The organism is Rhodococcus oxybenzonivorans (assembly GCF_003130705.1).
Lineage (GTDB): Bacteria > Actinomycetota > Actinomycetes > Mycobacteriales > Mycobacteriaceae > Rhodococcus_F > Rhodococcus_F oxybenzonivorans.
Genome location: NZ_CP021354.1, coordinates 2360302 through 2384629, shown reverse-complemented (window position 1 = coordinate 2384629; position 24328 = coordinate 2360302). Strand labels below are relative to the sequence as shown.

Below are 24328 nucleotides of genomic sequence, written 5' to 3'. Positions count from 1 at the left end.
TCCATCATGTCCGCTCCCAGGATCGCCGTGGTCGGCAGCGTCAACATGGATCTGCTGACGGCGACCGAACGATTACCCGCCCCCGGCGAGAGCATCCTTGGCAGCGCCTTTGCCGCCACCCCCGGCGGCAAAGGCGCGAACCAGGCCATCGCCGCGGCGCGGGCAGGGGGACGGGTCACGTTCATCGGCGCCGTCGGATCCGATACGTTCGCCCTCGAACTGCGCCAAACCCTCGTCGAGGCCGAGGTCGACACCACCCACCTGCGCGAGGTCGACGGGCCGAGTGGAATCGCGACCATCACCGTCGACGCCGCCGGACAGAACAGCATCGTGGTGGTCCCGGGCGCCAACAGCACTCTGACTGCTCTCGAACCGGCAGATCTCGAGGCCATCGCTGCCGCCGACGTGCTCCTCTGCCAACTCGAGATACCGGTCGCGACCGTGCTCGCCGCAGTCGCGCACGCCGCCGAACACGACACGGTGGTGATGCTCAATCCCTCACCTGCTCAGCCGCTTCCCCGAGAACTCGTAGCACTCGTCGATGTGCTGGTGGTCAACGAGACAGAAGCCGCGCAACTCGGGCCCGACGTGATTTCCGCCGTCCCCCATCTGGTGACCACGCTCGGCGGATCCGGCGCCGAGTACACGAACCCGGGCGGCGCCGCCGTACATGCCGACGCCCCCTCGGTCGAGGTAGTCGACACGACGGGTGCCGGTGACGCGTTCGCAGGCGCTCTGGCGGTGTCGTGGATGCGCGGCCCCGAGACCGCACTGCCGTTCGCGACCGCGGCAGGCGCACTCGCGACCACCCGGCGTGGAGCCTCGACATCCTCCCCCACCCACACCGCCATCGAGACCGCTCTGCACCGCTGAGCAGGCCGTTCCCCCGCTCCGCAGGTGGAGTGTCACAGCAGTCGTGCACCATGGGGACATGACCACCGCCACCACGCCCGCACTCCGCGACGAGGCCGAACGCCTGCTCCGAGAGCTGGCAGGACCCGAAGCGCAGCTGCGGGACGACCAGTGGACTGCCATCGAGGCGCTCGTCGTGGGGCGGCGACGCGCGCTCGTCGTCCAACGGACCGGGTGGGGTAAATCAGCTGTCTACTTCATCGCGGCCAAGCTGTTGCGGGCCGACGGGCACGGGCCGACCGTCATCGTGTCGCCGCTTCTGGCCCTCATGCGGAATCAGGTGGCGTCGGCAGAACGGGCGGGAGTCCGGGCCGCCACGATCAACTCGGGCAACGTCACGGAGTGGGACGAAATTCACGCCCGTGTCGCGGCACAAGAGCTGGATGTCTTGTTGGTCAGCCCGGAACGCCTGAACAACCCCGACTTCCGCGACCAGGTTCTTCCTTCCCTCGCCGCCGACGCCGGCCTGGTCGTCGTCGACGAAGCCCATTGCGTCTCGGACTGGGGCCACGACTTCCGCCCGGACTATCGGCGCATCCGCACGCTGATCGGCGAGCTCGGGCAGGGTATTCCCGTGCTTGCGACCACGGCCACCGCAAACGACCGCGTGGTCACCGATGTCTCGACCCAGCTCGGGGTGGGCGGCGGCGAAACGCTGGTGTTGCGCGGCGGGCTCGAACGCGAATCGCTGCATCTGTCGGTGGTGCAGATTCCTGAGGCCACGGCCCGCGCCGCGTGGCTCGCCCAGAAGCTCGACAGCCTGCCCGGGTCGGGGATCATCTATGCGTTGACGGTGTCGGCGGCACGAGATCTGGCGAGCTTGCTCACCGAGCAGGGGCACACCGTCGCCGCCTATACGGGACAAACGGATGCCGGCGAACGGGAAGGCCTCGAGCAGGATCTACTCGACAACCGCGTGAAAGCCCTGGTGGCTACGTCGGCGCTCGGCATGGGCTTCGACAAGCCTGACCTCGGATTCGTGGTGCACCTCGGTGCGCCGTCGTCCCCGATCTCGTACTATCAGCAGGTGGGCCGTGCGGGGCGTTCCACGGATCGCGCTGAAGTGATCTTGCTCCCCGGCTCGGAAGACCGGCAGATCTGGAGCTATTTCGCATCGGTGGCGTTTCCCCGTGAGCACATGGTGCGGCGGGTCATCGAGGTTCTCGACCCCGACCGGCCGCAGTCCACACAGGCCCTGGAGCCGCTGGTGGAACTGGGGCGGACGCGGCTCGAGATGGTGTTGAAGGTTCTCGATGTCGACGGTGCGGTTCGCCGGGTCCGTGGGGGCTGGGTGGGAACCGGGCAGCCATGGACCTACGACGCCGAACGCTACGAACGTCTCGAACGGGCCCGTGAGTCCGAGCAGCAGGCCATGCTCGACTATCAACGCATCACCACGTGCCGGATGGCGTTTCTGAGGGAGCAGCTCGACGACCCGGGACTGGTAGCGGGGGCGTCCGACTGCGGTCGGTGCGACAACTGCACAGGCGAGCACTACGACACCGCTGTGGATGCAGACGCCGTGGCTCAGACCCGATCGCGGCTGGAGAGGCCGGGCATCGACCTCGCGCCTCGGAAACAGTGGCCTTCGGGGCTCAGAAAGCTCGGTGTCGCGCTGTCGGGGAAAATTACGGACGGTCCGGAACCGGGTCGTGTCCTCGGCCGATTGTCCGACCTCGGCTGGGGACAACGACTGCGCACTCTGATGGACGGACCGGACGGTCCGGCACCGGAGAACGTCTTGCAGGCCTGCATCGCCGTGCTGGCATCGTGGGACTGGACGCAGCGGCCCACCGCCGTCATGGCCGTCGAATCGACCACCCATCCCCTTCTCGCGGCCTCCTTGGCGGAGCGGCTCGCCCAGATCGGACGGCTCGAGCACCTGGGAGTCCTGAGGCAACGACCCGGCCATCCGCCGGTCTCTGCGGCCAACTCCGCCTACCGGGTGGCCGGTCTGGCAGACGCGTGGGAAACCCCTCAACTTCCGGGTTCCACGGGGCCTGTTCTGCTCGTCGACACCCTCACCGATACCGGCTGGACCCTGACGATGGCTGCCCGCACGCTGCGGGCGGCGGGCGCCACCTCGGTGCTGCCTTTCGCCCTGGCAGCCGTGAAGTGACTCCCCAGGGCTGTCGACTGCCACGAGATCTCGAAAAGGACAAGTGTGTCGCTTGCGGATCACCGAAAAGTTACATAACGTGATCAGCGTCACATTGCCCGTCTCACCTGCGAAGGCTCTGTGCCCGGACGGGCCAATTTCGCGACGCACGTGAAATCGGCATAGATGGTTGTTAGGTTGGTTTTTCCAATGACGCCTGTTCAGAAGAGTGCCATCCCGACCACCGCGCCGGACGCGGTGTTGTTTCGAAGTCCACAGATCTCTGATGGAGTCCGGCTCTGGGAGATCGCCAGGAACACGGAAGTGCTCGACCTCAACTCGAGTTATGCCTACCTGTTGTGGTGCAGAGATTTCAGCCGCACGTCGATCGTCGCAGTGGTCGACGAACGAGCAGTGGGATTCGTTTCGGGCTACATCCGCCCCGAATCCCCGGCGACACTGTTTGTCTGGCAGGTCGCCGTAGACGCAGACCAGCGTGGCAAGGGAATTGCCGGACGCATGCTGGGCGCCTTGCTCGATCGTCTTGCGCCTGAAGGGATCACCCATCTCGAGACGACGATCAGCCCCGACAACGAGGCATCGATCGCGCTGTTCACCGCATTGGCGCGTCGCCGAGATACGGCGATCACCAAGCAGACGTTATTCTCGCCCAACGATTTTCCCGATGGACACGAAGCCGAAGATCTGTACACGATCGGCTAAGAGCATGCCCCGGAGGAATGCAGCAACATGACTGACACCAGTACGACTAACGCTCATACCGATATCTTCGAGAGCCTCGAATCCGAGGTTCGCAGTTACAGCCGCGGGTGGCCGACCGTTTTCGAAACGGCGTCCGGATCGTGGATTCGCGACGAGAACGGCAAGGACTACCTCGACTTCTTCGCCGGCGCCGGCTCGCTCAACTACGGGCACAACAACCCGGTGCTCAAATCGGCACTCGTCGACTACATCGTCGGTGACGGAATCACTCACGGTCTCGACATGTCGACCGTCGCGAAACGCGAACTGCTCGAGACCTTCGAGGACAAGATCCTGAAGCCGCGGGGCCTCGACTACAAAGTCCAGTTCCCCGGGCCCACCGGCACCAATACCGTCGAGGCCGCGCTGAAGCTTGCCCGTAAGGTCACGGGCCGTTCGTCGATCATCAACTTCACCAACGCGTTCCACGGCATGACGCTCGGCGCGCTCTCGGTCACCGGTAACTCGATGAAACGTGCCGGGGCCGGCATCCCGCTGGTGCACGCCACTCCGATGCCGTTCGACAACTACTTCGACGGGGTCACCGAGGACTTCCACTGGTTCTCCCGGGTCCTCGACGACTCGGGCAGTGGCCTGAACCGTCCGGCCGCCGTGATCGTCGAAACCGTTCAGGGCGAAGGTGGCGTCAACGTTGCTCGGGCCGAGTGGCTCCGCGCCTTGGCGGAGCTGTGCGCCGAGCGTGACATCCTGCTGATCGTCGACGACGTTCAGATGGGTTGCGGACGCACCGGCCCGTTCTTCTCCTTCGAGATCGCCGGGATCACCCCCGACATCGTCTGCCTGTCGAAGTCGATCAGCGGTTACGGGCTCCCCATGGCGCTCACGCTGTTCAAACGCGAACTCGACGTGTGGGGTCCGGGCGAGCACAACGGCACGTTCCGTGGCAACAATCCCGCATTCGTCACCTCCAAAGTGGCCTTGGACCAGTACTGGTCCGACGACGCCCTGCATCAGTCGACGCTGGCCAAGGGCGAGAAGATTCATCAGGCGTTCACCGCACTGTCCAACCAGTTCGAGGGCAAGGTCTTCACCCGCGGTCGAGGCCTCGTTCAGGGTCTCGTCTTCGACGAGCCCGAAAATGCGGGCAAGGTCTGCAAACTCGCCTTCGACGAGGGACTGCTCGCCGAAACCTCCGGACCTTCCGACGAGGTGGTCAAGCTGCTACCGGCGCTCACCATCACCGACGAGGAACTCGACCACGGACTCGGCATTCTCGCCGAGGCGACCGGCAAGGTTTGCAGCTAGAGAGAGGATGGGAGTACCCATGATCGTTCGCACCACCGCAGAAATCACCGACACCGAGCGCGACATCACCAGCGAGGACGGCAATTGGCGCAGCAAGCGCATCGTCCTCGGCGGTGACAAGGTGGGCTTCTCCTTCCACGAAACCACGATCAAGGCGGGAACTGTCAACGAGTTCCACTACGCCAACCATGTCGAGGCCGTGTGGCTGGTCGAGGGCACGGGCAAATTGGTCGACCTCGACAACGACAAGGTTTACGACCTCGGCCCCGGATCGATGTACCTGCTGAACGGGCACGAACGGCACCGCGTCGAGCCGGAGACCGAAATGCGCATGCTCTGCGTGTTCAACCCGCCCGTGACGGGACGTGAGGTGCACGACGAGAATGGTGTCTACCCGTTGATCGAGGTTCCCGCGTAGCGTCGAACCATGGCCGACGACGTTGCTGTTCCAGCTGTTGCCATCGGACCCGCCCCGGACCCGCTCCTCGAGGACGCGGTGCGCCGGGGCGGCGCCCGTCTATCGCCCTTCGAGTCCGCCGATGCGTTGGTGTGGACCGCGGGCCCGATCGGGTTTCCCGACCCGCTCCCGGACAATATTCGGTGGGTGCAGCTCGATTCCGCCGGAGTCGAGCAGTGGTTCGATGCGAAACTCATCACACCCGATACCCAGATCATGTGGACGTCGGCCGCGGGTGCGTTCGCGGCCACCGTCGCCGAACATGCCCTGACGCTCCTCCTGGCCGGAGTGAGGGCACTGCCGGAACACATGGCGGCCCGAACGTGGCGTCAGCACGATTTCTACTCCAAGGTCGGCACCCTGCGCGGTGCGATGGTCGCCATGGTGGGCGCAGGCGGAATCGGCCGGGCACTCATTCCCATGCTGGCCTCGCTAGGAGCCGACGTGATCGCCGTGAATCGCTCGGGCAGCCCCGTTCCGGGTGCCATCGAAACGCTTCCGACCACCAGGTTGAACGAGGTGTGGCCGCGGGCCGACCATTTCGTCATCGGGGCGCCCGCCACGTCCGCGACACATCACCTGGTGAGCGGCGCCGAACTGGCTCAGATGAAGTCGACGTCGTGGGTGATCAACGTGGCCCGCGGGTCGCTCATCGACACCGATGCCCTCGTGCAGGCATTGCGGAACGGCAGCATCGGCGGCGCCGGACTCGATGTCACGGATCCGGAGCCGCTTCCCGACGGTCACCCGCTCTGGGAACTGCCCAATGTGATCATCACCCCCCACGATTCCAACCCGCCGTCCGTGCGTCCGCCCGCTTTCGCCGATCATGTGGCGTTGAACGTCACCCGTTTCGTCGCCGGTGAGCGGCTCACCGCCCTGATCGATCCGGTCGTCGGTTACTGACCCGGCGCTACCCTGGAGTGCGTGTTCGACCGACTGCTCGACGTACTCAGCGGCCGGCGCCTGTGTGTGGTCACCGGCGCCGGCATTTCCACGGATTCCGGAATCCCCGACTACCGGGGTCCCGACTCTCCCCCGCGCAACCCGATGACCTTCCAGCAATTCACCGGCGACCCCGACTTCCGTCGTCACTACTGGGCCCGGAATCATCTCGGCTGGCGGCACATGGACGCCGCCCGGCCCAACGCCGGTCATCGGGCCCTGGCCGGTCTCGAACGCGCCGGCGCCGTGCACGCGGTGATCACGCAGAACGTGGATCTGCTCCACACCAAGGCAGGCAGTCGCCGGGTCATCGATCTACATGGCACGTACGCACAGGTGCGTTGTCTGTCGTGCGGTGCACTGATCTCGCGGGCAACACTGGCCGAGAGTCTCGAGCGAGCCAACCCCGGGTTCGCCGAGACCGTGGCCGCCGCGGAGGGAGTCGAGATCGCACCGGATGCGGACGCCGTCGTCACCAGCACGGAGCATTTCCGGATGGTCGACTGTGAGGCCTGCGGCGGGCTCCTGAAACCGGACATCGTGTACTTCGGCGAGTCGGTCCCCAAGCCGAGGGTCGAGGCTGCCTACGCCGTGGTCGACGAAGCGGAAGCGCTGCTGGTGGCCGGTTCGTCGCTCACCGTCATGTCGGGACTACGGTTCGTCCGGCACGCCGCCAAGCGCTCGATACCGATCGTGATCGTCAACCGCGGGTCGACGAGAGGTGACGAGTTCGCCACCCTCACACTCGATGCGGGTTGCTCGGACGCGCTGCGGGCGCTGCTCGACGCATCCACCGCGATGTCAGCGTGACAGGCACCCCCGTCAGAGCGGAACGAGGTCGTCGGCGTGCACCACAGGTCGCTGCATCTCCGGCGGCAATTCGGTTGTCGACTTCCCCAGGATGTCGTTGATCTCGGTGGAGTCGTAGGCCACCACGCCCCGCGCTACGGGACGCTCCTCGGGGCCGAGCAGGGAAACCACGTCGCCGCCGTAGAACCGGCCCGAAACGGCAGTGATCCCGGCGGGCAGCAGCGACCGCCGCTTGGTGACGACGGCACGAACCGCGCCCTCGTCGATGTGGAGGATTCCCTGTTCGTCCGCGGCATGCCGCACCCAGAACTTGCGTGCGGACAGCCGGGTGGGCCGGGCCGCGAAAGCTGTTCCCACGGCCGCGTCCTGCAGCGCCGTACCCGCCTCCGAGGCTGCCGCGAGCAACACCGGCACACCGGCATCCGAGGCGAGACGGGCCGCGGACAGTTTGGACGCCATGCCGCCCGTCCCGAGGGCACCACCCGAACCGGCGACCACTCCGTCGAGGTCCTCGGGGCTGTTCACTTCCGGGATCAGGGTGGCGTTCCCCTTGCGTGGATCGCCGTCGTAGAGACCGTCGACGTCCGACAACAGGATGAGGGCGTCGGCACCGACCAGGTGCGCCACGAGTGCAGCGAGGCGGTCGTTGTCACCGAACCGGAGTTCGGCGGTGGCGACGGTGTCGTTCTCATTGACGATCGCCACGGCATGCAGCGCCCGCAGACGGTCCAGGGTCCGCTGGGCATTGCGATGCTGCGCACGGCGTGCGATGTCGTCGGCGGTGAGCAGCACCTGCCCCACGGTTCGGCCGTACCGGGAGAAGGACGTTCCCCAGGCGTGGGCCAGGGCCAGCTGCCCGACACTTGCGGCGGCCTGCTTGGTGGCCAGGTCGCGCGGTCGCCGCGTGAGCCCCAGTGGCGCCAGACCGGCGCCGACGGCACCGGACGACACCACGATCACGTCGGAACCGGCACGCATCCGTGCCTCGATTGCGTCGGCCAGCGCATCGAGACGACCCACGTCGAGTCCGCCGACCAGACTGGTCAGCGCCGACGATCCGATCTTCACGACAATGCTGTCGGCCGACGCAATCGTGCGCCGGGTGGCGCTCACTGCTCTTCGGGGTCGAGGCCTTCGAGACCGCGACGGATCCTGTGTGCGTGCTTGCGCTCCGACGCGCCGATACGTTCCACCTGATCGAGACGTGGGTCGGTACCGCGGCCGGTGCGAGTGAGATCGACACCTGCGGGCGTCTGAGGTTCCCAGTCGAAACTCACGTCACCGATCGTGACGGACGCGCCGGGTTCGGCTCCCTGCTTGACGAGGGCGTCCTCCACTCCGAGTCGAGCGAGACGGTCGGCCAGGTAACCCACAGCCTCGTCGTTGTCGAACTGGGTTTGCCGCACCCAGCGCTCGGGACGTGTTCCCCGGACGATGAAGCCGCCGGGCACCTCCGGGTCGGCTATAACGCTGAAGCTGTTGTCCTTGTTGGCAATCGGGCGAATCACGGGCCGCTTGGGGACTTCCGGCGGATGCGCCGTGCGGTACTCCTCGACAAGTTTCGCCAACGCGAAGATCAGCGGACGCAATCCTTCGCGGCTCACCGCGGAGATCGTGAACACCGGCCAACCGCGGGCCTCGAGGTCGGGGGTGACCATCTCGGCCAGCTCCGCAGCTTCCGGAATGTCGGCCTTGTTGAGGACCACGATGCGAGGACGATCGGCGAGGTCACCGAGGCTGGCGTCGCTGGACAGCGCGGGTTTGTAGGCCGCGAGCTCAGCTTCGAGGGCGTCGATGTCGGAGATCGGGTCACGACCGGGGTCGAGGGTCGCACAGTCGACGACATGCGCCAGCACAGCACAGCGCTCGAGGTGACGCAGAAAGTCCAGCCCCAGGCCACGGCCCTCGCTCGCCCCGGGGATCAACCCGGGCACGTCGGCGACTGTGAAGGTGGTGTCACCGCTGGACACGACACCGAGGTTGGGGACGAGAGTGGTGAACGGGTAGTCGGCGATCTTGGGCTTTGCCGCCGAGAGCACGGACACGAGGGAGGACTTGCCGGCCGAGGGAAAGCCTACGAGCCCGACGTCGGCGACAGACTTGAGTTCGAGGACGAGCTCGCGTTCGACGCCGTCCTCACCGAGGAGGGCAAAGCCGGGCGCCTTGCGTGCCTTGGAAGACAGCGCGGCGTTTCCTAGCCCACCACGCCCACCCTGGGCGGCCTCGAACCGGGTGCCGATACCGATGAGGTCGGCGAGAACCTTGCCGTTCTCGTCGAGGACGACGGTGCCGTCGGGGACCTTCAGGACGAGGTCTTCACCTTGGGCGCCGTCCCGGTTACTTCCCATCCCCTGCTTGCCGTTGGTGGCCTTCGCATGGGGATGGAAGTGGAAGTCGAGGAGGGTGTGGACATTGCCGTCCACCTCGAGCACCACGTCACCGCCACGCCCGCCGTTACCGCCGTCCGGGCCGCCGAGCGGCTTGAACTTCTCCCGGTGTACGGAGGCGCAGCCGTTGCCGCCTTTGCCGGCGCTGACGTGCAGCACGACGCGGTCGATGAATCGGGACATGACTGCCGGATCCTTCCTCAGTCAATAAATGAACTCTGAAAAAAACAATAGGGGCGGACCGGGTATCTCGACCCTGGTCCGCCCCTATTCGGGAGCTTGGTACGTCCTATGTCAGGACGGTACATACTCGCGGCAGGACTAGGCCTCTGCCGCCGCCGGAACGATGTTCACGGTCTTGCGTCCACGCTTGGTGCCGAACTCGACGGCACCGGCGGAGAGAGCGAAGAGCGTGTCGTCGCCGCCACGTCCGACGTTGACGCCGGGGTGGAAGTGGGTTCCGCGCTGACGCACCAGGATCTCGCCGGCGCTGACGGACTGACCGCCGAAGCGCTTCACGCCGAGTCGCTGTGCATTTGAATCGCGCCCGTTACGGGAGCTGGATGCACCCTTCTTATGTGCCATGTTTCTTGACCCTCCTCGGGTGAAATCAGCTCTGAAGCTCTAGTTACTTGATACCGGTGACCTTGAGGACCGTCAGCTTCTGCCTGTGGCCCTGACGCTTGTGGTAGCCGGTCTTGTTCTTGAACTTGTGAATGCGGATCTTCGGGCCCTTGGTGTGCTCGACGACCTCGCCGGTGACCGAGATGTTGGCCAGCTTGTCGGCGTCGGTCGTCAGATCGGATCCGTCGACGACGAGAACCGGAGCAAGCGAGACAGCAGTGCCGGGCTCACCCTCGATCTTCTCGACCTTGACGAGGTCACCAACAGCGACCTTGTACTGCTTTCCGCCGGTCTTGACGATCGCGTACGTTGCCATCGGAGGGCTACCCCTTGCTTCTTCGAACTTGCTCGCGCCACGAAGTGCGCGACTGGTCTGTTGGTACGGCTAGCTCGGTCGAGATCGCGCAGCCTTCACAAGTGAAGGCACAGCTGACCCTTATCGCCGAGTAGCGACTGGTCAAGGTTACAGGAAGGCAACCGTTCCATACAAACTGGGCGGATTGCCTTCCCGCAGCCTCTGATCAGTTGTCGGCGTCCACCGGCGGACCGGCGGGACGCGCCGCTGCGCGACGACGCTGCCGACGAGGCGCAGGCTGCACACCCGTGCCGGAGGGCGAGGAACCGGCCGACCCGCTCGGCGCCGATGTGGACATCGCCGGTTCCGGAGTTGATTCCGGAGCCCTCTCCGACCGAGACTCCGATTCCGACTCCGACGAGGCAGGAATCACGAAGACGGTGCCCGCTGCCGGGGTTTCGGACACCGGTGCGGCCGCTGCCCTCGATACTCGGCGACTACGACGCCGCTGCGGAGTCACGGGTCCGGATGTCACAGCAGGTTCCTGCGCGACAGCAGGTTCCGGTGTCACCGCAGTTTCGGGCGTCACGGGCTCGACCACGGGTTCCGGTGCCGTCACCGCTTCGCCGGCGACTGCCGCCGGTGCCTCGGCAACGGCCTCTTCGATTCCGGCCAGGTCCGCCGTGGGCGTCCCGTCCGTCGTCTGCTCCGCCGCGGTAGAAGCGACGAACGGTTGCTCCGTAGCCTCGGCGACCTCCGCGGCCGGAGCATCCACCTGCGCCGCCTCGGCAGAAGGCGCGTCGTGCACAGCCTCGTTACGAGATGCGTCGTGCACAGCCTCGTCACGAGATGCGTCGTGCACAGCCTCGTCACGAGGTGCGTCGTGCGCTGCCGTTTCGCGGGGCCGCTCGGGCGCTGCCGCGTCCTCGTGATGGTGGTGGGCCATGGCCAGAGCCACCGGATGCGCCCGCTTCACGGTGGCATCCACGGCCGGGACGACAGCCTCCTGCGGGGGCGTCGGCGACACATCGGCACCGGAGGACTTGTCGCGACCGCGCTTCTTGCGGGAGCCGCCGGCGTCGCCGCGGGAGGACCCCCGTGCCCCGTTGTCCTCGGAGACCTTCGCGTCGATCGGCTCGGCGTGGACGATGATTCCTCGTCCGTGGCAGTGCTCACAGGTGGTGGAGAACGCCTCGACGAGGCCGGTACCCAACTTCTTGCGGGTCATCTGCACCAGGCCGAGGGACGTGACCTCCGACACCTGGTGGCGGGTGCGGTCGCGGCCCAGGGCCTCGGTGAGACGCCGCAGCACCAGGTCCCGGTTCGATTCGAGCACCATGTCGATGAAGTCGACGACGATCATGCCGCCGATGTCGCGCAGGCGCATCTGCCGCACGATCTCCTCGGCGGCTTCGAGGTTGTTACGGGTGACGGTCTCCTCGAGGTTGCCGCCGGCACCCGTGAACTTGCCGGTGTTGACGTCGACCACGGTCATGGCCTCGGTGCGATCGATCACGAGCGTGCCACCCGACGGCAACCACACCTTGCGGTCAAGTGCCTTGGCAAGTTGCTCGTCGATGCGGTGCGCTTCGAAGACGTCGACACCGTTGTGTCCGGTGTGCTGCTCGAGCCGCGGCAAGAGGTCGGGAGCCACGGACTTGATGTAGGACTCGACCGTCGACCACGCCTTCTCACCCTCGATGACGAGTCTGGAGAAGTCCTCGTTGAACAGGTCGCGAATCACCTTGACCAGCAGGTCCGGCTCCTCGTAGAGGGCCTGCGGATTCCCGGACTTGCCGGCGTCCGCCTTGGCGGCCTGCTCTTCGATTCCGGCCCACTGCTCCTGCAGACGGGTGACGTCACGCGCCAGCTCTTCCTCGCTCACACCTTCGGAAGCGGTGCGGATGATCACACCGGCGTCCGCCGGAACGATGTCGCGGAGGATGTCCTTGAGACGCTTGCGTTCGGTGTCGGGCAGCTTGCGGCTGATTCCGGTGGAGGTGCCGCCCGGCACATACACGAGGAATCGGCCGGCCAGGCTGATCTGCGTGGTCAGCCGCGCACCCTTGTGCCCGACCGGATCCTTGCTCACCTGCACGAGGACCTGGTCGCCCGGCTTGAGCGCCTGCTCGATCTTGCGGGAGTTCCCGCCGAGCCCGGCGGCCTCCCAGTTGACCTCACCCGCGTACAACACGCCGTTACGGCCGCGGCCGATGTCGATGAACGCCGCCTCCATGCTGGGCAGAACGTTCTGGACGCGTCCGAGGTACACATTCCCGACCATCGAGGCCGACGCGGACGTGGTCACGAAGTGCTCGACGAGAACCCCGTCCTCGAGAACCGCAACCTGCGTGGTGGCGTGGGGCTGCCCGGTGGCGATCCGGTCACGGACCACCATGACGCGGTCCACCGCCTCGCGGCGAGCCAGGAATTCGGATTCGGTGAGAATCGGCGGGCGACGGCGGCCGGCATCGCGACCGTCGCGGCGACGCTGACGCTTCGCCTCGAGTCGTGTCGACCCGGTGATGCCTTGGACTTCGTCCTTCGCCCGGCTCTTGTTGCGGGGTTCACGCTCGTGGACGACGGTATTGGGCGGATCGTCCTCGGAAACGCTCTCGCCGGAAGCATCGGTACCCGACTTGCGCCGACGACGGCGGCGACGGCGACGGCTCGAACCGTCCGAGTCGGCGTCGCCGGACTCTTCGTCACCGGTCTGATCCGAATCCGTCTCGTCCGACTCCGCGGCCTCGGCCGGCTCCTTCTCGGCTGCGTCGGCGGATTCGCGGGCAGGCTTGTCGGCGGTCTTCTCGTCCCCCGCCTTCTCTTCCCCTGTCTGCTCGACCGTGTCGACAGTGTCCGAGGACTCGGTGTCGGAGTCGGTCTCGGTGCCCTGCTCGTTCTGCTGCTCGCCGCGGCCGCGGCCACGGCCCCGGCGTCCCCGGCGGCGGCGGCGCGGCTGGTCGCCATCGGCATCGGCATCGTCGGATTCGGCTTCTGTGGTTCCGGTGTCGGCGGACCGTGCGGGCTCAGCGGGGACGTCCCGCTTCTCGGGGGCGGGTTGCGCCTGCTCGGAAGCGGCGTCCGGCGTTCCTGCGTCCCGACGGCTGCGACGACGACGCGGCGTCTCGACCGCAGCGGGGTCGGGCTGCAGGAACAACGGAACCTGCGCGACGGCGGGAGTGGTCTCGGGGCCGGGCTCCGCTGCGGGGGCTTCGACCTCGTACGCGGAGGTCGTGAACAGGTCGCGGCCGAGTTCCTTCTCAGCCCGTACCTGGTCGGGCGCGCTCGCCTCGGGTGCGGCGTCCTCGACCGCCGCCGCCGGCTCGGCTTCAGCTGTCGGCTCGGCTGCAGCTACCGACTCGGCTTCGACGGCCTGCTCCGGTTCGGAAACGGCCTGCTCAGCGGCGACTGCCGGTTCTGGTTCAGCCGCCTGCTCGGGCTCAGGAACGGCCGGTTCGGCCTCGACCGCCGGCTCAGGGACGTCGGTGGGCGCGAACGCTGCGTACACGCGCTCGGCTACCTCACGTTGAAGACTGGACTGCGCGCTGCGCAGTTCGGTTCCGAGGGCCGCAGCCTCGGCGAGAACCTGCTTGCTGGTGACGCCCAGGATCTTGGCCAGAGCGTGGACGCGCATCTTTTCCGGAAGAACAGGAACCGTACGTCCTGCGCTGTCGGCGTTCGGTTCTGAATTTGTGGGCGGCGCTTGATCGGCCACGTAGTCTCCTCAGCCCCCGGGCGCGTCCACTCCCCTGTCTGGGAATGTCACGCGGCCACGCGAGGGCGCAGTGTGTGTACTCGCGCCACTGCTGTGAGCGCGAGATTGTCTGGTCTCGCTCCACACGGCGCATGCAGTGTCCGTTTTCACTGCACATCCATGTAGTGCCTTGCGGATGGCGGGAGTCCGCGGCGCGAGCGCCTGATCATCCAGCTTGCCGATACGCCCAGGTACTTCCTGTTGACGTAGGGGCAGCGATGAAGGGCATCGAGCCGAGGTGTCATCCGGTCGAAGCCGCGTGAAGCACAATTTGCGGTTCAACCGCCCTCAGTATCCCACACGTGTGCCGCACTCCGTGCCAGCGGCGCACCGATCCGTCTGCAACACGTTCTGACGGACGCCACGCCGCGGCGGGGAAGTATTGGTCAGCGTGAGGCGAGGTGCGGGAACCAGAGGCCGATCTCCCGCTCGGCCGACTCGACCGAGTCGGAACCGTGAACCAGATTATGCTGGGCTTCCAGCCCGAAGTCGCCGCGGATCGTTCCCGGCAATGCCTTCTCCACGGGGTCGGTGCCGCCGGCCAGCTGACGGAACGCTGCGATTGCCCGCGGACCCTCGAGTACCGCCGCGACGAGCGGTCCCGAGGTGATGAACTCGAGCAGGCTCGGGTAGAAGGGACGTCCTTCGTGCTCGGCGTAGTGGGTTGCCGCGACGTCGGTGGGTGCGGTGCGCAGGTCGAGCGCAGAGATCGTCAAACCCTTCCGCTCGATCCGACCGAGGATTTCTCCTACATATCCGCGGGCAACAGCATCAGGCTTGATCAGTACAAGGGTGCGCTCAGTCACGGCGGACAGCCTAAATGGTCAGTCCCGTTGCCCAGGAAGCAGGCCCCGCTCCATTCTTTCTCGGACATTCTTCCGAAAGTAGAGAAGGTATCCCCACAGGATGGCGAAGACCACGCCGACCGCGCCGATCGACACGTGCACGAAGAAGCCGAAAAGGAGCGCGACCTGCAGCAAGAGGTTGTAGGTCATAGCCCAGGACCGGCCTTGCAAGCCGGCTCCGAGGATCATCAGCACGGCGAGACCCACCAAGTAGGAACCCGACACCCAGGTGATTCCCCCACCCACGGTGGCGACGACGGGCAGGGCGAGGAGCACGACGATCGCTTCGAGAACCAGCGATCCGGCGACCACACCGCGGAAACCTTTCCAGGGATCCTTGGCCGGCGGGCCGAAGTCCGGGGCACTCGAATCTGGCTCGCTCACGCTGGGTCCTTTCCGAAGAGGGTGCGGGCCGAACCGGCGGTCACCACGGATCCGGTGACCACCACGCCCGCACCCGATACTGCCTCACCCGGTTCCGCAACTTCCTCGGCCAGACCGATGGCTGTCTCCAGCGCATCCGCGAGAGTGGGAGACACGACGACGCGCTCGTCACCGAATTTCGCGACCGCCCGATTGGCGAGGTCCTCGACGTCCATGGCGCGAGGCGAGCCGTTGTGGGTCACCACAAGTTCGTCGAAAACGGGCTCCAGCGCTGCGAGGATGCCCTCGACGTCCTTGTCCCCCATGACGCTGACGACCCCGACGAGCTTGCGGAAGTCGAACTCGGCGGTGAGCGCCGCGGCGAGCGCCCGTGCGCCGTCGGGGTTGTGGGCGGCGTCGAGGAAGACGGTGGGGGCGCTGCGCACACGCTCGAGGCGACCGGGGTTGACCACCGAGGCGAAGGCCGCCCGAATCGCCTCCTGATCGAGTTGGCGGTCGGGGCCGGCACCGAAGAACGCCTCGACGGCAGCCAGTGCGAGAGAGGCGTTGCGCGCCTGATGTTCTCCGTGTAGTGGCAGGAAGATGTCCGTGTACACGCCGCCGAGGCCCTGCAGTTCCAACTGCTGACCCCCGACGGCGATCTGCCGCGCCAGGACAGTGAATTCGGCCCCTTCCCGAGCCACGGCAGCGTCGACCTCCACGGCTCGGCGTAGGAGCACGTCCATGACCTCGGGCGTCTGCTCGGCGATGATGGCGACCGCGTCGCGCGGCACGAGGGCATCCTCGCGACCCTTCTTGATGATCCCGGCCTTCTCCGCGGCAATTCCGGCGAGATCGTCGCCGAGATACTCGGCATGGTCGAGGCTGACAGGTGTGATCACGGCGACCTCGCCGTCGATCACATTCGTCGCATCCCAGCGCCCGCCGAGACCCACCTCCACCACTGCGACATCGACCGGCGCTTCGGCGAAGGCCGAGTAGGCCATCGCGGTGAGTACTTCGAACTTGCTCATCCGCGGCCCACCCGCAGCTTCCGACTGCTGGTCGATCATCTGGACGTAGGGTTCGATCTCGCGATACGTGTCGACGTACCGCCGGGGTGACACCGGACGCCCGTCGATACTGATCCGCTCCGTGGCGAGCTGCAGGTGGGGACTGGTGGTGCGTCCCGTCCGGCGGTGCAGTGCGGTCAGCAGGGCATCGATCATCCGCGTCACCGACGTCTTGCCGTTGGTTCCGGTGACATGGATAGCGGGGTATCCCCTGTGTGGCGAACCGAGCACGTCCATCAACGCTGCGATGCGAGTGAGCGAGGGTTCGATCTTCGTCTCGGGCCAGCGTTTGTCGAGTTCCGCCTCGACCAATGCCAGTTCGGCGAGGTCGACCGGGCTGACTTTCTCCGGTGTGGAGTCGGGCGAGGTCACGCGCCTTCCAGCTCCTTCAGTCGCTTGGTGATGCGTTCGATCTCTTCGGTGGCGATCTGCCGGCGGGTGCGGATCTTCTCTACGACAGCGTCGGGAGCCTTCGCCAGGAAGGCCTCGTTGGACAGCTTTGCGGCAGTGCCCGAGAGTTCCTTCTCCGCCGCAGCGAGGTCTTTCTCGAGCCGGGCCTTCTCCGCGCCGAGGTCGACGTTGCCGGAGGTGTCGAGGTCGACGGTGACGGTGCCCTTGCTCAGGCGCACCTCGACGGACGCCGATACCTCGAAACCCTCCTCCGGCGCCGTCAGCCGTGCCAGCGACGTGATGGCGGCGACCTGGGTGTTCAGATCCGCCTCCACGATGCCGCTCACGCGGGCAGGCACGCGCTGCGAGGGCTTGAGCCCCTGATCGCTGCGGAAACGGCGCACCTCGGTCACGAGGCGCTGCATGTCCTCGATGCGCTGGGCTGCAACCGGATCCGCCTCCGCTCCGGTGCTCTGCGGCCATTCTGCGACAACGACGGATTCACCGCCCGTCAGCGCCTTCCACAGCGTTTCGGTGACGAACGGGATCACCGGATGCAGCAGCCGGAGCACTGCGTCCAGCACGGTGCCCAGAACGCTTCGGGTGGTCGAGGCAACGGTGTCGTTCTCGGCGAACTGCACCTTGGCCAACTCGAGGTACCAGTCGCAGACCTCATCCCACGCGAAGTGGAACAGCGCCTCGCAGGCCTTGCTGAACTCGTAACGGTCGAAAGCTGCATCGACCTCACCGCGCACCTGCTCGAGACGGTCGAGGATCCACCGGTCGGCGTCGGTCAGCTCCCCACGATCGGCAAGCGGAGCGGGCGCAGCGCCGTTCATCAACGCGAACTTGGTCGCGTTGAACAATTTGGTGGCGAAGTTCCGCGACGATTGCGCGTGATCCTCACCGACCGACAGGTCGCTCCCGGGGTTGGCACCGCGAGCGAGAGTGAACCGGAGCGCATCGGCGCCGAAGCGGTCGACCCAGTCGAGGGGATCGATGCCATTGCCCCGCGACTTCGACATCTTCTTGCCGAATTGGTCGCGGACGAGGCCGTGCAGGAAAACGTCCTCGAACGGAACCTGCGGGCCGGACTTTCCGGCCGCAAGGGCTTCGTCCTCCGACACGTAGGTGCCGAACATCATCATCCGCGCCACCCAGAAAAAGAGGATGTCGTACCCGGTGACGAGAACGCTGGTGGGATAGAACTTTTCGAGCTCGGGGGTCTTTTCCGGCCAGCCCATGGTCGAGAACGGCCACAGTCCGGAAGAGAACCAGGTGTCGAGAACATCGGGATCCTGCTCCCAGCCCTCGGGCACGGTCTCGTCGGGCCCGAAGCATTCCACCTGACCGTCAGGTCCGTACCAGATGGGAATCCGGTGGCCCCACCACAGCTGGCGCGAAATGCACCAGTCGTGCATGTCGTCGACCCAGGCGAACCATCGCGGCTCCTGGCTCGTCGGGTGGATCACGGTGTCGCCGTTGCGAACCGCATCGCCGGCCGCCTTCGCGAGGGACTCGACCTTGACCCACCACTGCAGCGACAGGCGCGGTTCGATGGACTCACCGCTGCGCTCCGAATGGCCGACACTGTGGAGATAGGGGCGCTTCTCGGCGACAACGCGGCCCTGCTCGGCCAGCGCCTCCCGCACCTTGACCCGCGCGTCGAAACGATCGAGTCCGTCGAATTGAGTTCCTGTGTCGGCAATTTTGCCGGTCTTGTCCATGATGGTCGGCATCGGCAGGTTGTGCCGAAGACCCATCTCGAAGTCGTTGGGGTCGTGCGCCGGGGTGATCTTCACTGCGCCGGTACCGAATTCGGGATCGACGTACTCGTCCGCGATGATCGGGATGTCGCGCCCCGTGAAGGGGTGCTCGAGCGTCGTTCCGATCAGGTGCTTGTACCGCTCGTCGTCCGGGTGGACGGCCACGGCGGTATCACCGAGCATCGTCTCCACGCGGGTGGTGGCGACCACGACGTGCGGTTCGTCGTCGTTCAACGAGCCGTAACGAAGCGACACCAGCTCGCCCTCGACGTCCTCGAACTTCACCTCGATGTCGGAGATGGCGGTCTGCAGCACGGGCGACCAGTTGACGAGACGCTCGGCCCGGTAGATGAGTCCGTCGTCGTACATCCGCTTGAACATGGTCTGGACTGCCCGGGACAGTCCCTCGTCCATGGTGAAACGGTCGCGGCTCCAGTCGACGCTGTCGCCGATGCGGCGCATCTGCCCACCGATGGTTCCGCCGGACTCGCGCTTCCAGTCCCAGACCTTCTCGATGAAGAGTTCGCGGCCGAAATCTTCCTTCGTTTTGCCGTCGGCGGCGAGCTGCTTTTCCACCACGCTCTGCGTGGCGATGCCGGCGTGGTCCATGCCGGGCAGCCACAACACTTCGTAACCCTGCATGCGCTTGCGGCGACTCAGGGCGTCCATCAGCGTGTGGTCGAGTGCGTGACCCATGTGCAGACTGCCGGTCACGTTGGGCGGCGGCAGCACGATGGAGTAACCGGGCTTGCTGCTGGAAGGATCGGCACGGAAGTAACCGGCGTCTACCCAGCCCTGATACAGGTCGGCCTCGACGGAGCTGGGATCCCAGCTCTTCGGGAGGGCATCGGCGCGGTTCTGGGAATTTTCGGGAGCTGCACTGGTCACCCGTCGAGTCTAGTGAACGCGGACGCGGCCCTCGAACGTGCGGGCCGCCGAGAGCGACCGACTGCGGTATCGGGCTGCCGACTGCTGCTCTCTACCGGTCGCTGAACAGTGTGAGGTGAATCTCGGTTGCCGTGGGATGGTGGGCGTCCACGGACTGCGCCGGCTCGTCGCCCTCGTCTCCACGCGGGAGGGGCGTGGTTCCGGCGGGCGGGTGCTGCTCGGAGAAGAGCTGCACATGCTGGTGGGTCAAGGTTTCCTCCGGTTCGTCTGCCGTAGCGGGCCGCGGCAGTTCCGCTGATTGAAGCGGGTGGGGGCCGTGTACACATCTCCGGGTTCCCGAGATTCGGTCCGGCCTCTATGTCGAGTATGCCCCCAACTCGCCGCGGACCGCGCAGTTGACGCTGCAACACGCGCACCAATCGTTCGCTACAACCGCTCGGCGTCCCGCTTTGCGATCGCGAGCTGCATTTCCCAGCCTCGGGAATTGTCGTCGAGAGCGGCAGCCCGCCGTTCTGCACTCGCATACAGTGCGTCGAATCCACTCTCGACGACCCGCAGCATCGTGCCGTCACGGTGCTCGGACAGGAAGAATTCGACCAGCGTGGAGTTGCCCTCGTTCAGGGGCGTACCAGGCTCGTCTCCCCCACGGAACGAGACGTAGTGCGGAGCGTCGGCCCGGACGGGCAGAACGGGGAACCGTCCGTACGGCGGGTATTCGACCACGTAGACGTCGCCCTCACGAACGATGGTGCGTGCACTCGGGTCTCCGTCACCGATGAACCAGCCGGGCTCGCTTACCAGCCGGTACACCCGCTCCACTGGGGCCGTGATGAAGATTTCGCGTTCGATCCGGTCGGTCGACACCTCGGAAGTGCTCATGATCATCCTCACCTCGCCGCATATGTGCTACCCCAGGGTTGCACATTGATCGCCGTTGTGCAACCCAGTGGTTGCACAGAGGGCGAGGTGTCGGGGGTCCTTCAACGGAAAACCGCACCGCACCCCGAACGGCGGTGCGGTGCGGTTCCCGAGGCAGTGTCAGCTGAAGTGAGCCAGCAGGGCGTCACGCTGGCGATCACCCAGGCCACGAAGGCGCCGAGTCGGGGCGATCTCGAGGTTGGCCATGATTTCCTGAGCCTTGACCTTCCCGATCTTGGGCAGAGCTTCGAGGATGGCGCTCACCTTGGTCTTGCCGATGATGTCATCTACGTCGGCCTTCGACAGGACCTGCTTGAGAGTGACGTCACCCGACTTGAGTTTGCCCTTCAGTTCTGCACGCGCACGTCGAGCGGCTGCGGCCTTCTCGAGAGCTGCGGCCCGCTGTTCGTCAGTGAGCTGGGGAAGTGCCACGATGTCTCCTTCATTTCGGGGTGCTTATCGAACACCGTAGCGAGAGAATCGCTACTTCACGTCATCCAGCCGACGTGTCGCACGTCTTGTCCGAATTGCCCACCTGCCTCTCGGCGCCTCGGCGAGAGGCCCCTCGGCGGATTTCCGGGCCGATCATCCGAGGATTTCCGGCAGGGGTGCCTCTTCGCCGAGAACATGTTCGGACAGGAACGACAACACCACCTGGTACCAGATCTTCGCGTTCTGCGGGCTGAGGATCCAATGGTTCTCGTCCGGGAAGTACAGGAAGCGGTGCGCCGTGCGGCCCTCGTCGTCGGCGGGCAGCCCCGACTCCGAGAGCAGTTCGTACCACAACCGCAACCCGTCGCCGATGGGAACGCGGAAGTCCTTGTCGCCGTGGATCACCAGCATGGGCGTCACGATGTCGGCGACGTAGAGGTGCGGTGAATTCTCCACGGCCATCTCGGGAGTCATCTCCCGCTGCCAGTACCAGGCGGCGTCCGTGGTGGGTCCGAACTGGTCCAGCGCCCACAGGCTCGCATGGGTGACGATCGCCTGGAATCGGTCGGTGTGCCCCGCGATCCAGTTGGCCATGTATCCGCCGAACGATCCGCCCATCGCTGCCGTACGCTTGTCGTCGATCTCGGGCAATGCCACCGCCGCATCGGTGATCGCCATGAGGTCGGTGAACGGCGCCTTGCCCCACTGTCCCCAGCCCCGCTGCACGAACTCCTGTCCGTACCCCGTGGACAGGGCCGGGTCGGGCAGCAGCACCGCGTAGCCGCGTGCCACCAGCAACCACGGGTTCCAACGCCACGACCACGTGTTCCACGAGCCCAGCGGTCCGCCGTGCACCCACAACACCAACGGGACGGGTGCGTGCGCGGACGCACCGTTCGGCAAGGCCAGCCAGGCCCGCACCGGCACCCCGTCGTCCGCGGCGGTCTCGACCTCGGACAGCGTTCCGGGAAGCTCGGGGGAATCCTGCGGCGCCTGCAACACCGTGACCGCGCCCGTGGCGAGGTCGACGCGCACCGGGTGGGGCGGAGCCGCGTACGATGCCCGCAGGGCGAACACCGCGGATCCGTCCGGGGCCACGTGGATATCGGTGTAGGCGTAATCGTCCGTCGTCACCCGCGTCGGTTCCGCACCGCCGCGGACAACGAAGACGGGCGCGCGGCCGTGGTCGTCGGCCGTCAACACCAGCCCCGAGCCGTCGGGTAGCCACTGCACGGAAGTGGCCCAGCGGTCCCAGCCCGGTGCCACGTCCGCCACGGTTCGCGTCTCGAAGCTGTAGCGGTGCAGCGTGAATCGAGGTGCACCGTCCGGAGTCGCGTGCGACTCCCTGCTGAAGACCACGTACTCGCCGCTGGGCGAGATCACCGGATTCGACAGGTCGGCGGCGGGATCGTCGACGAGTGTCGTCCGATTCCCTGTCTCGGTATCGATGCGCACGAGGATCGTCCGGATGGAAGCCGTCGGACCGGAAACCGTCCAGGACGTGACGACGAAGGTACCGTCCTCACTCAGCGCGTAGTTCGCTTCACGCAGTGCAGGGCCGGGCATGGACGTGAGGTCGACGAGGTCCGTTACCGCCTCGTCCTGCGACGCGTCGCCCAGCGTCCCGGACAGCAGATGGGGAACATCGGGTCCGAGGTCGTGGTCCCAGTACCGGATCGGGTAACCGGAGTGCAGGATCGCGGACACCTTCTTGTCCTTGCGCTCGGCGCGCAGGCGCTCGTCCTCGTCCTTCTCCCCCGACCGTCCCAGCACGCCGGTGGTCACGACGAACCGCGGAGCACACCGCGCCGCCCGCACCCCGGTGATCCCACCGCTACGGTGAGCGATCACGGCCGCCTCACCACCGCCCACGGGGAGCCGCCACAGGGATTCGGGCAATTCCTCCTCGTCCTGCGTCGGCCGCGAGGACGTGAAGAGGAGGTCACCGTTGCTCGTGAACGCCGGATTGGTTTCACCGGTCCGCCCTCGTGTCAGTCGACGTGCCGCCCGTTCTCCGGTGGGATCGATCTCCCACAGCGCCGTGACGTATTTGGTCGCTTTCGCGTCGAGTGTCGACTGCGCGACGACGACACGGCGCCCGTCCGGGGACAGCACCAGGCCGCCCAGGCGGCCGAGAGTCAGATAGTCGTCGAGATCGTCGAAGGGAGTTCCGGCGTGGAGTTCAGGAATCGCGGTCACGGTTCGTTGGTACCACGGACACGCCGCGTGTCGTCGGACCTCGCCGAGCGTCGCGCCGCTGAAAGGCCGAGACGTTCGATACCGCGCGTGGTCAGTCGATGAGCGGTGTGATCCGCGGCGGAATTTCGGTCAGGGCGTACGGCAGGCTCAGCACCGTACTCCAGGCCATCGCCTCGGCGGCGGCGTCCTCGAGGATGATGGTGCGGCCCGCTCTCACCACGTCGAGTTCTTGGTAGATCGGCGTCTTGGCGAGTTCTTCGCGCAACTTGTCACCGTAACCACCACCCGCGTACCAGACGAGCAGATCCACATTCGCCAGCGACAGCTGCTCGGTGCTGATTTCCGCGAAGTTGCCGGTGATCTGCTGGGTGACAGGAGGATTGACGAAGCCGAGGTCGGTGAAGAATCGCACCTTCGGGTCTTCCGGCCCGTAAACCCCGAACTGTCCAGGACCCTTGAGTGCGCCCACGAGCACGGTCTTGCCGGCGAAAGACGGGTTGGCGGCTCGGACGTCGGCGTACTGCTTCTCCACCGCGGACACCAGTTCGGCTGCCTTGTCCTCCTTACCGAGGGCAGTGCCGAGAACGCGCGTCTGGTCCTGCCAGGGAACGCCGTAGTCGGCGAAACCCAATGGCTGCGCCACTGTCGGAGCGATGGCCCCGAGTTTGTCGTACTGCGCCTGTGTCAGGCCGGAGTAGGTGCCGACGATGAGGTCGGGCCCCACCGTCGCGACCTTTTCGAAGTCGATGTTGGTGGAGGCGGTGCCAACAATTTCCGGCTGCGCGTCGCCCAGCAGATCCTGCGCCCAGGGCCAGACTCCGTACGGGTAGTCGCCGTACCAGTCGAACGTGCCGGCGAGAGTGCCACCGAGAGCGAGAATTGTGTCGTGGTCGTTGTAGCCGACGCTCACGATGCGTTGCGGATCCACCGGCACCTGGGTTTCCCCGTATTTGTGCGCCACCAGGGGTCCCGAGGGCTCGTCACCGCCCGAGTCACCGGAACTGCTGCAGGCCGCGGCGAAAGCGAGCAGTGCTCCCCCGGTACCGACGAGGAAACCGCGGCGGCTCAAGCCGGCTCTCTGTTGACCCAGGTTCATGCAGGCGACCCTCTCGTTCGCCGGGCGAAACGTTCGCTCCGGTTCAGG

21 protein-coding genes are annotated in these 24328 nt (G+C 66.2%); 7 read left to right on the top strand and 14 right to left on the bottom strand.

Annotated features, from left to right (window positions below; genetic code table 11):
• The first annotated feature begins 6 nt into the window (after nucleotides 1-6).
• The 7 genes from CBI38_RS11435 to CBI38_RS11405 all read left to right on the top strand — a co-directional run bounded on the left by CBI38_RS11435 (nucleotide 7) and on the right by CBI38_RS11405 (nucleotide 7250).
• Nucleotides 7-873, top strand: a complete 867-nt coding sequence (locus tag CBI38_RS11435; RefSeq protein ID WP_109328934.1) for a ribokinase — start codon at nucleotides 7-9, stop codon at nucleotides 871-873.
• A 58-nt stretch (nucleotides 874-931) separates the two neighbouring features.
• Nucleotides 932-3031 carry a RecQ family ATP-dependent DNA helicase gene (locus CBI38_RS11430; RefSeq protein ID WP_109328932.1) on the top strand — a complete coding sequence of 700 codons (2100 nt, stop codon included), beginning with the start codon at nucleotides 932-934 and terminating at the stop codon, nucleotides 3029-3031.
• 189 nt (nucleotides 3032-3220) lie between these two features.
• Nucleotides 3221-3733: a diaminobutyrate acetyltransferase gene (gene ectA, locus CBI38_RS11425; RefSeq protein ID WP_109328930.1), complete on the top strand. Its 513-nt coding sequence runs from the start codon at nucleotides 3221-3223 to the stop codon at nucleotides 3731-3733.
• Nucleotides 3734-3760: 27 nt separating this feature from the next.
• Complete coding sequence (ectB, locus tag CBI38_RS11420; RefSeq protein WP_109328928.1) at nucleotides 3761-5038, top strand: diaminobutyrate--2-oxoglutarate transaminase; 1278 nt, start codon at nucleotides 3761-3763, stop codon at nucleotides 5036-5038.
• Nucleotides 5039-5057: 19 nt separating this feature from the next.
• Nucleotides 5058-5456, top strand: a complete 399-nt coding sequence (locus tag CBI38_RS11415) for an ectoine synthase (protein WP_109328926.1) — start codon at nucleotides 5058-5060, stop codon at nucleotides 5454-5456.
• A gap of 9 nt (nucleotides 5457-5465) precedes the next feature.
• Entirely contained in the window at nucleotides 5466-6401 is a 936-nt protein-coding gene (locus tag CBI38_RS11410) for a D-isomer specific 2-hydroxyacid dehydrogenase family protein (protein WP_109328925.1), read from the top strand.
• A 21-nt stretch (nucleotides 6402-6422) separates the two neighbouring features.
• Nucleotides 6423-7250: an NAD-dependent protein deacetylase gene (locus CBI38_RS11405; RefSeq protein WP_109328923.1), complete on the top strand. Its 828-nt coding sequence runs from the start codon at nucleotides 6423-6425 to the stop codon at nucleotides 7248-7250.
• 12 nt (nucleotides 7251-7262) lie between these two features.
• Here the strand turns inward: CBI38_RS11405 and proB are convergent, their stop codons facing one another.
• The 14 genes from proB to CBI38_RS11340 all read right to left on the bottom strand — a co-directional run bounded on the left by proB (nucleotide 7263) and on the right by CBI38_RS11340 (nucleotide 24280).
• The gene (proB, locus tag CBI38_RS11400; protein ID WP_109328921.1) at nucleotides 7263-8363 is read right to left on the bottom strand and encodes a glutamate 5-kinase; all 1101 of its coding nucleotides are present in this window, start codon (nucleotides 8361-8363) and stop codon (nucleotides 7263-7265) included.
• A complete protein-coding gene (gene obgE / locus CBI38_RS11395) occupies nucleotides 8360-9820 on the bottom strand; it encodes a GTPase ObgE (RefSeq protein WP_109328919.1) in 1461 nt (486 codons plus the stop codon). Before obgE ends, proB begins: the two co-directional genes overlap by 4 nt.
• 138 nt (nucleotides 9821-9958) lie before the next feature.
• Nucleotides 9959-10222: a 50S ribosomal protein L27 gene (gene rpmA, locus CBI38_RS11390; RefSeq protein WP_005248077.1), complete on the bottom strand. Its 264-nt coding sequence runs from the start codon at nucleotides 10220-10222 to the stop codon at nucleotides 9959-9961.
• Between the two features lie 43 nt (nucleotides 10223-10265).
• Nucleotides 10266-10577, bottom strand: coding sequence for a 50S ribosomal protein L21 (gene rplU, locus CBI38_RS11385; protein ID WP_109328917.1), 312 nt, complete (start codon nucleotides 10575-10577; stop codon nucleotides 10266-10268).
• Nucleotides 10578-10782: 205 nt separating this feature from the next.
• Complete coding sequence (locus CBI38_RS11380; RefSeq protein WP_109328915.1) at nucleotides 10783-14271, bottom strand: translation initiation factor IF-2 N-terminal domain-containing protein; 3489 nt, start codon at nucleotides 14269-14271, stop codon at nucleotides 10783-10785.
• 425 nt (nucleotides 14272-14696) lie between these two features.
• Nucleotides 14697-15116 carry a nucleoside-diphosphate kinase gene (gene ndk, locus CBI38_RS11375; protein WP_109328913.1) on the bottom strand — a complete coding sequence of 140 codons (420 nt, stop codon included), beginning with the start codon at nucleotides 15114-15116 and terminating at the stop codon, nucleotides 14697-14699.
• Between the two features lie 18 nt (nucleotides 15117-15134).
• On the bottom strand, nucleotides 15135-15539 hold the full coding sequence (locus tag CBI38_RS11370; protein WP_109328911.1) for a DUF4233 domain-containing protein: 405 nt from the start codon (nucleotides 15537-15539) through the stop codon (nucleotides 15135-15137).
• Nucleotides 15536-16963 carry a bifunctional tetrahydrofolate synthase/dihydrofolate synthase gene (gene folC / locus CBI38_RS11365; protein WP_109328909.1) on the bottom strand — a complete coding sequence of 476 codons (1428 nt, stop codon included), beginning with the start codon at nucleotides 16961-16963 and terminating at the stop codon, nucleotides 15536-15538. Before folC ends, CBI38_RS11370 begins: the two co-directional genes overlap by 4 nt.
• Nucleotides 16960-19635, bottom strand: a complete 2676-nt coding sequence (locus CBI38_RS11360; protein WP_109328907.1) for a valine--tRNA ligase — start codon at nucleotides 19633-19635, stop codon at nucleotides 16960-16962. Before CBI38_RS11360 ends, folC begins: the two co-directional genes overlap by 4 nt.
• Before the next feature lie 91 nt (nucleotides 19636-19726).
• Nucleotides 19727-19885 carry a hypothetical protein gene (locus tag CBI38_RS37800; protein ID WP_162603210.1) on the bottom strand — a complete coding sequence of 53 codons (159 nt, stop codon included), beginning with the start codon at nucleotides 19883-19885 and terminating at the stop codon, nucleotides 19727-19729.
• A gap of 176 nt (nucleotides 19886-20061) precedes the next feature.
• A complete protein-coding gene (locus tag CBI38_RS11355; protein ID WP_109328905.1) occupies nucleotides 20062-20520 on the bottom strand; it encodes an SRPBCC family protein in 459 nt (152 codons plus the stop codon).
• Between the two features lie 153 nt (nucleotides 20521-20673).
• Complete coding sequence (gene mihF, locus CBI38_RS11350) at nucleotides 20674-20985, bottom strand: integration host factor, actinobacterial type (protein WP_109328903.1); 312 nt, start codon at nucleotides 20983-20985, stop codon at nucleotides 20674-20676.
• 153 nt (nucleotides 20986-21138) lie between these two features.
• The gene (locus CBI38_RS11345; RefSeq protein ID WP_109328901.1) at nucleotides 21139-23184 is read right to left on the bottom strand and encodes a S9 family peptidase; all 2046 of its coding nucleotides are present in this window, start codon (nucleotides 23182-23184) and stop codon (nucleotides 21139-21141) included.
• Between the two features lie 91 nt (nucleotides 23185-23275).
• Nucleotides 23276-24280: an iron-siderophore ABC transporter substrate-binding protein gene (locus CBI38_RS11340; protein ID WP_109328899.1), complete on the bottom strand. Its 1005-nt coding sequence runs from the start codon at nucleotides 24278-24280 to the stop codon at nucleotides 23276-23278.
• Nucleotides 24281-24328 lie beyond the last annotated feature (48 nt).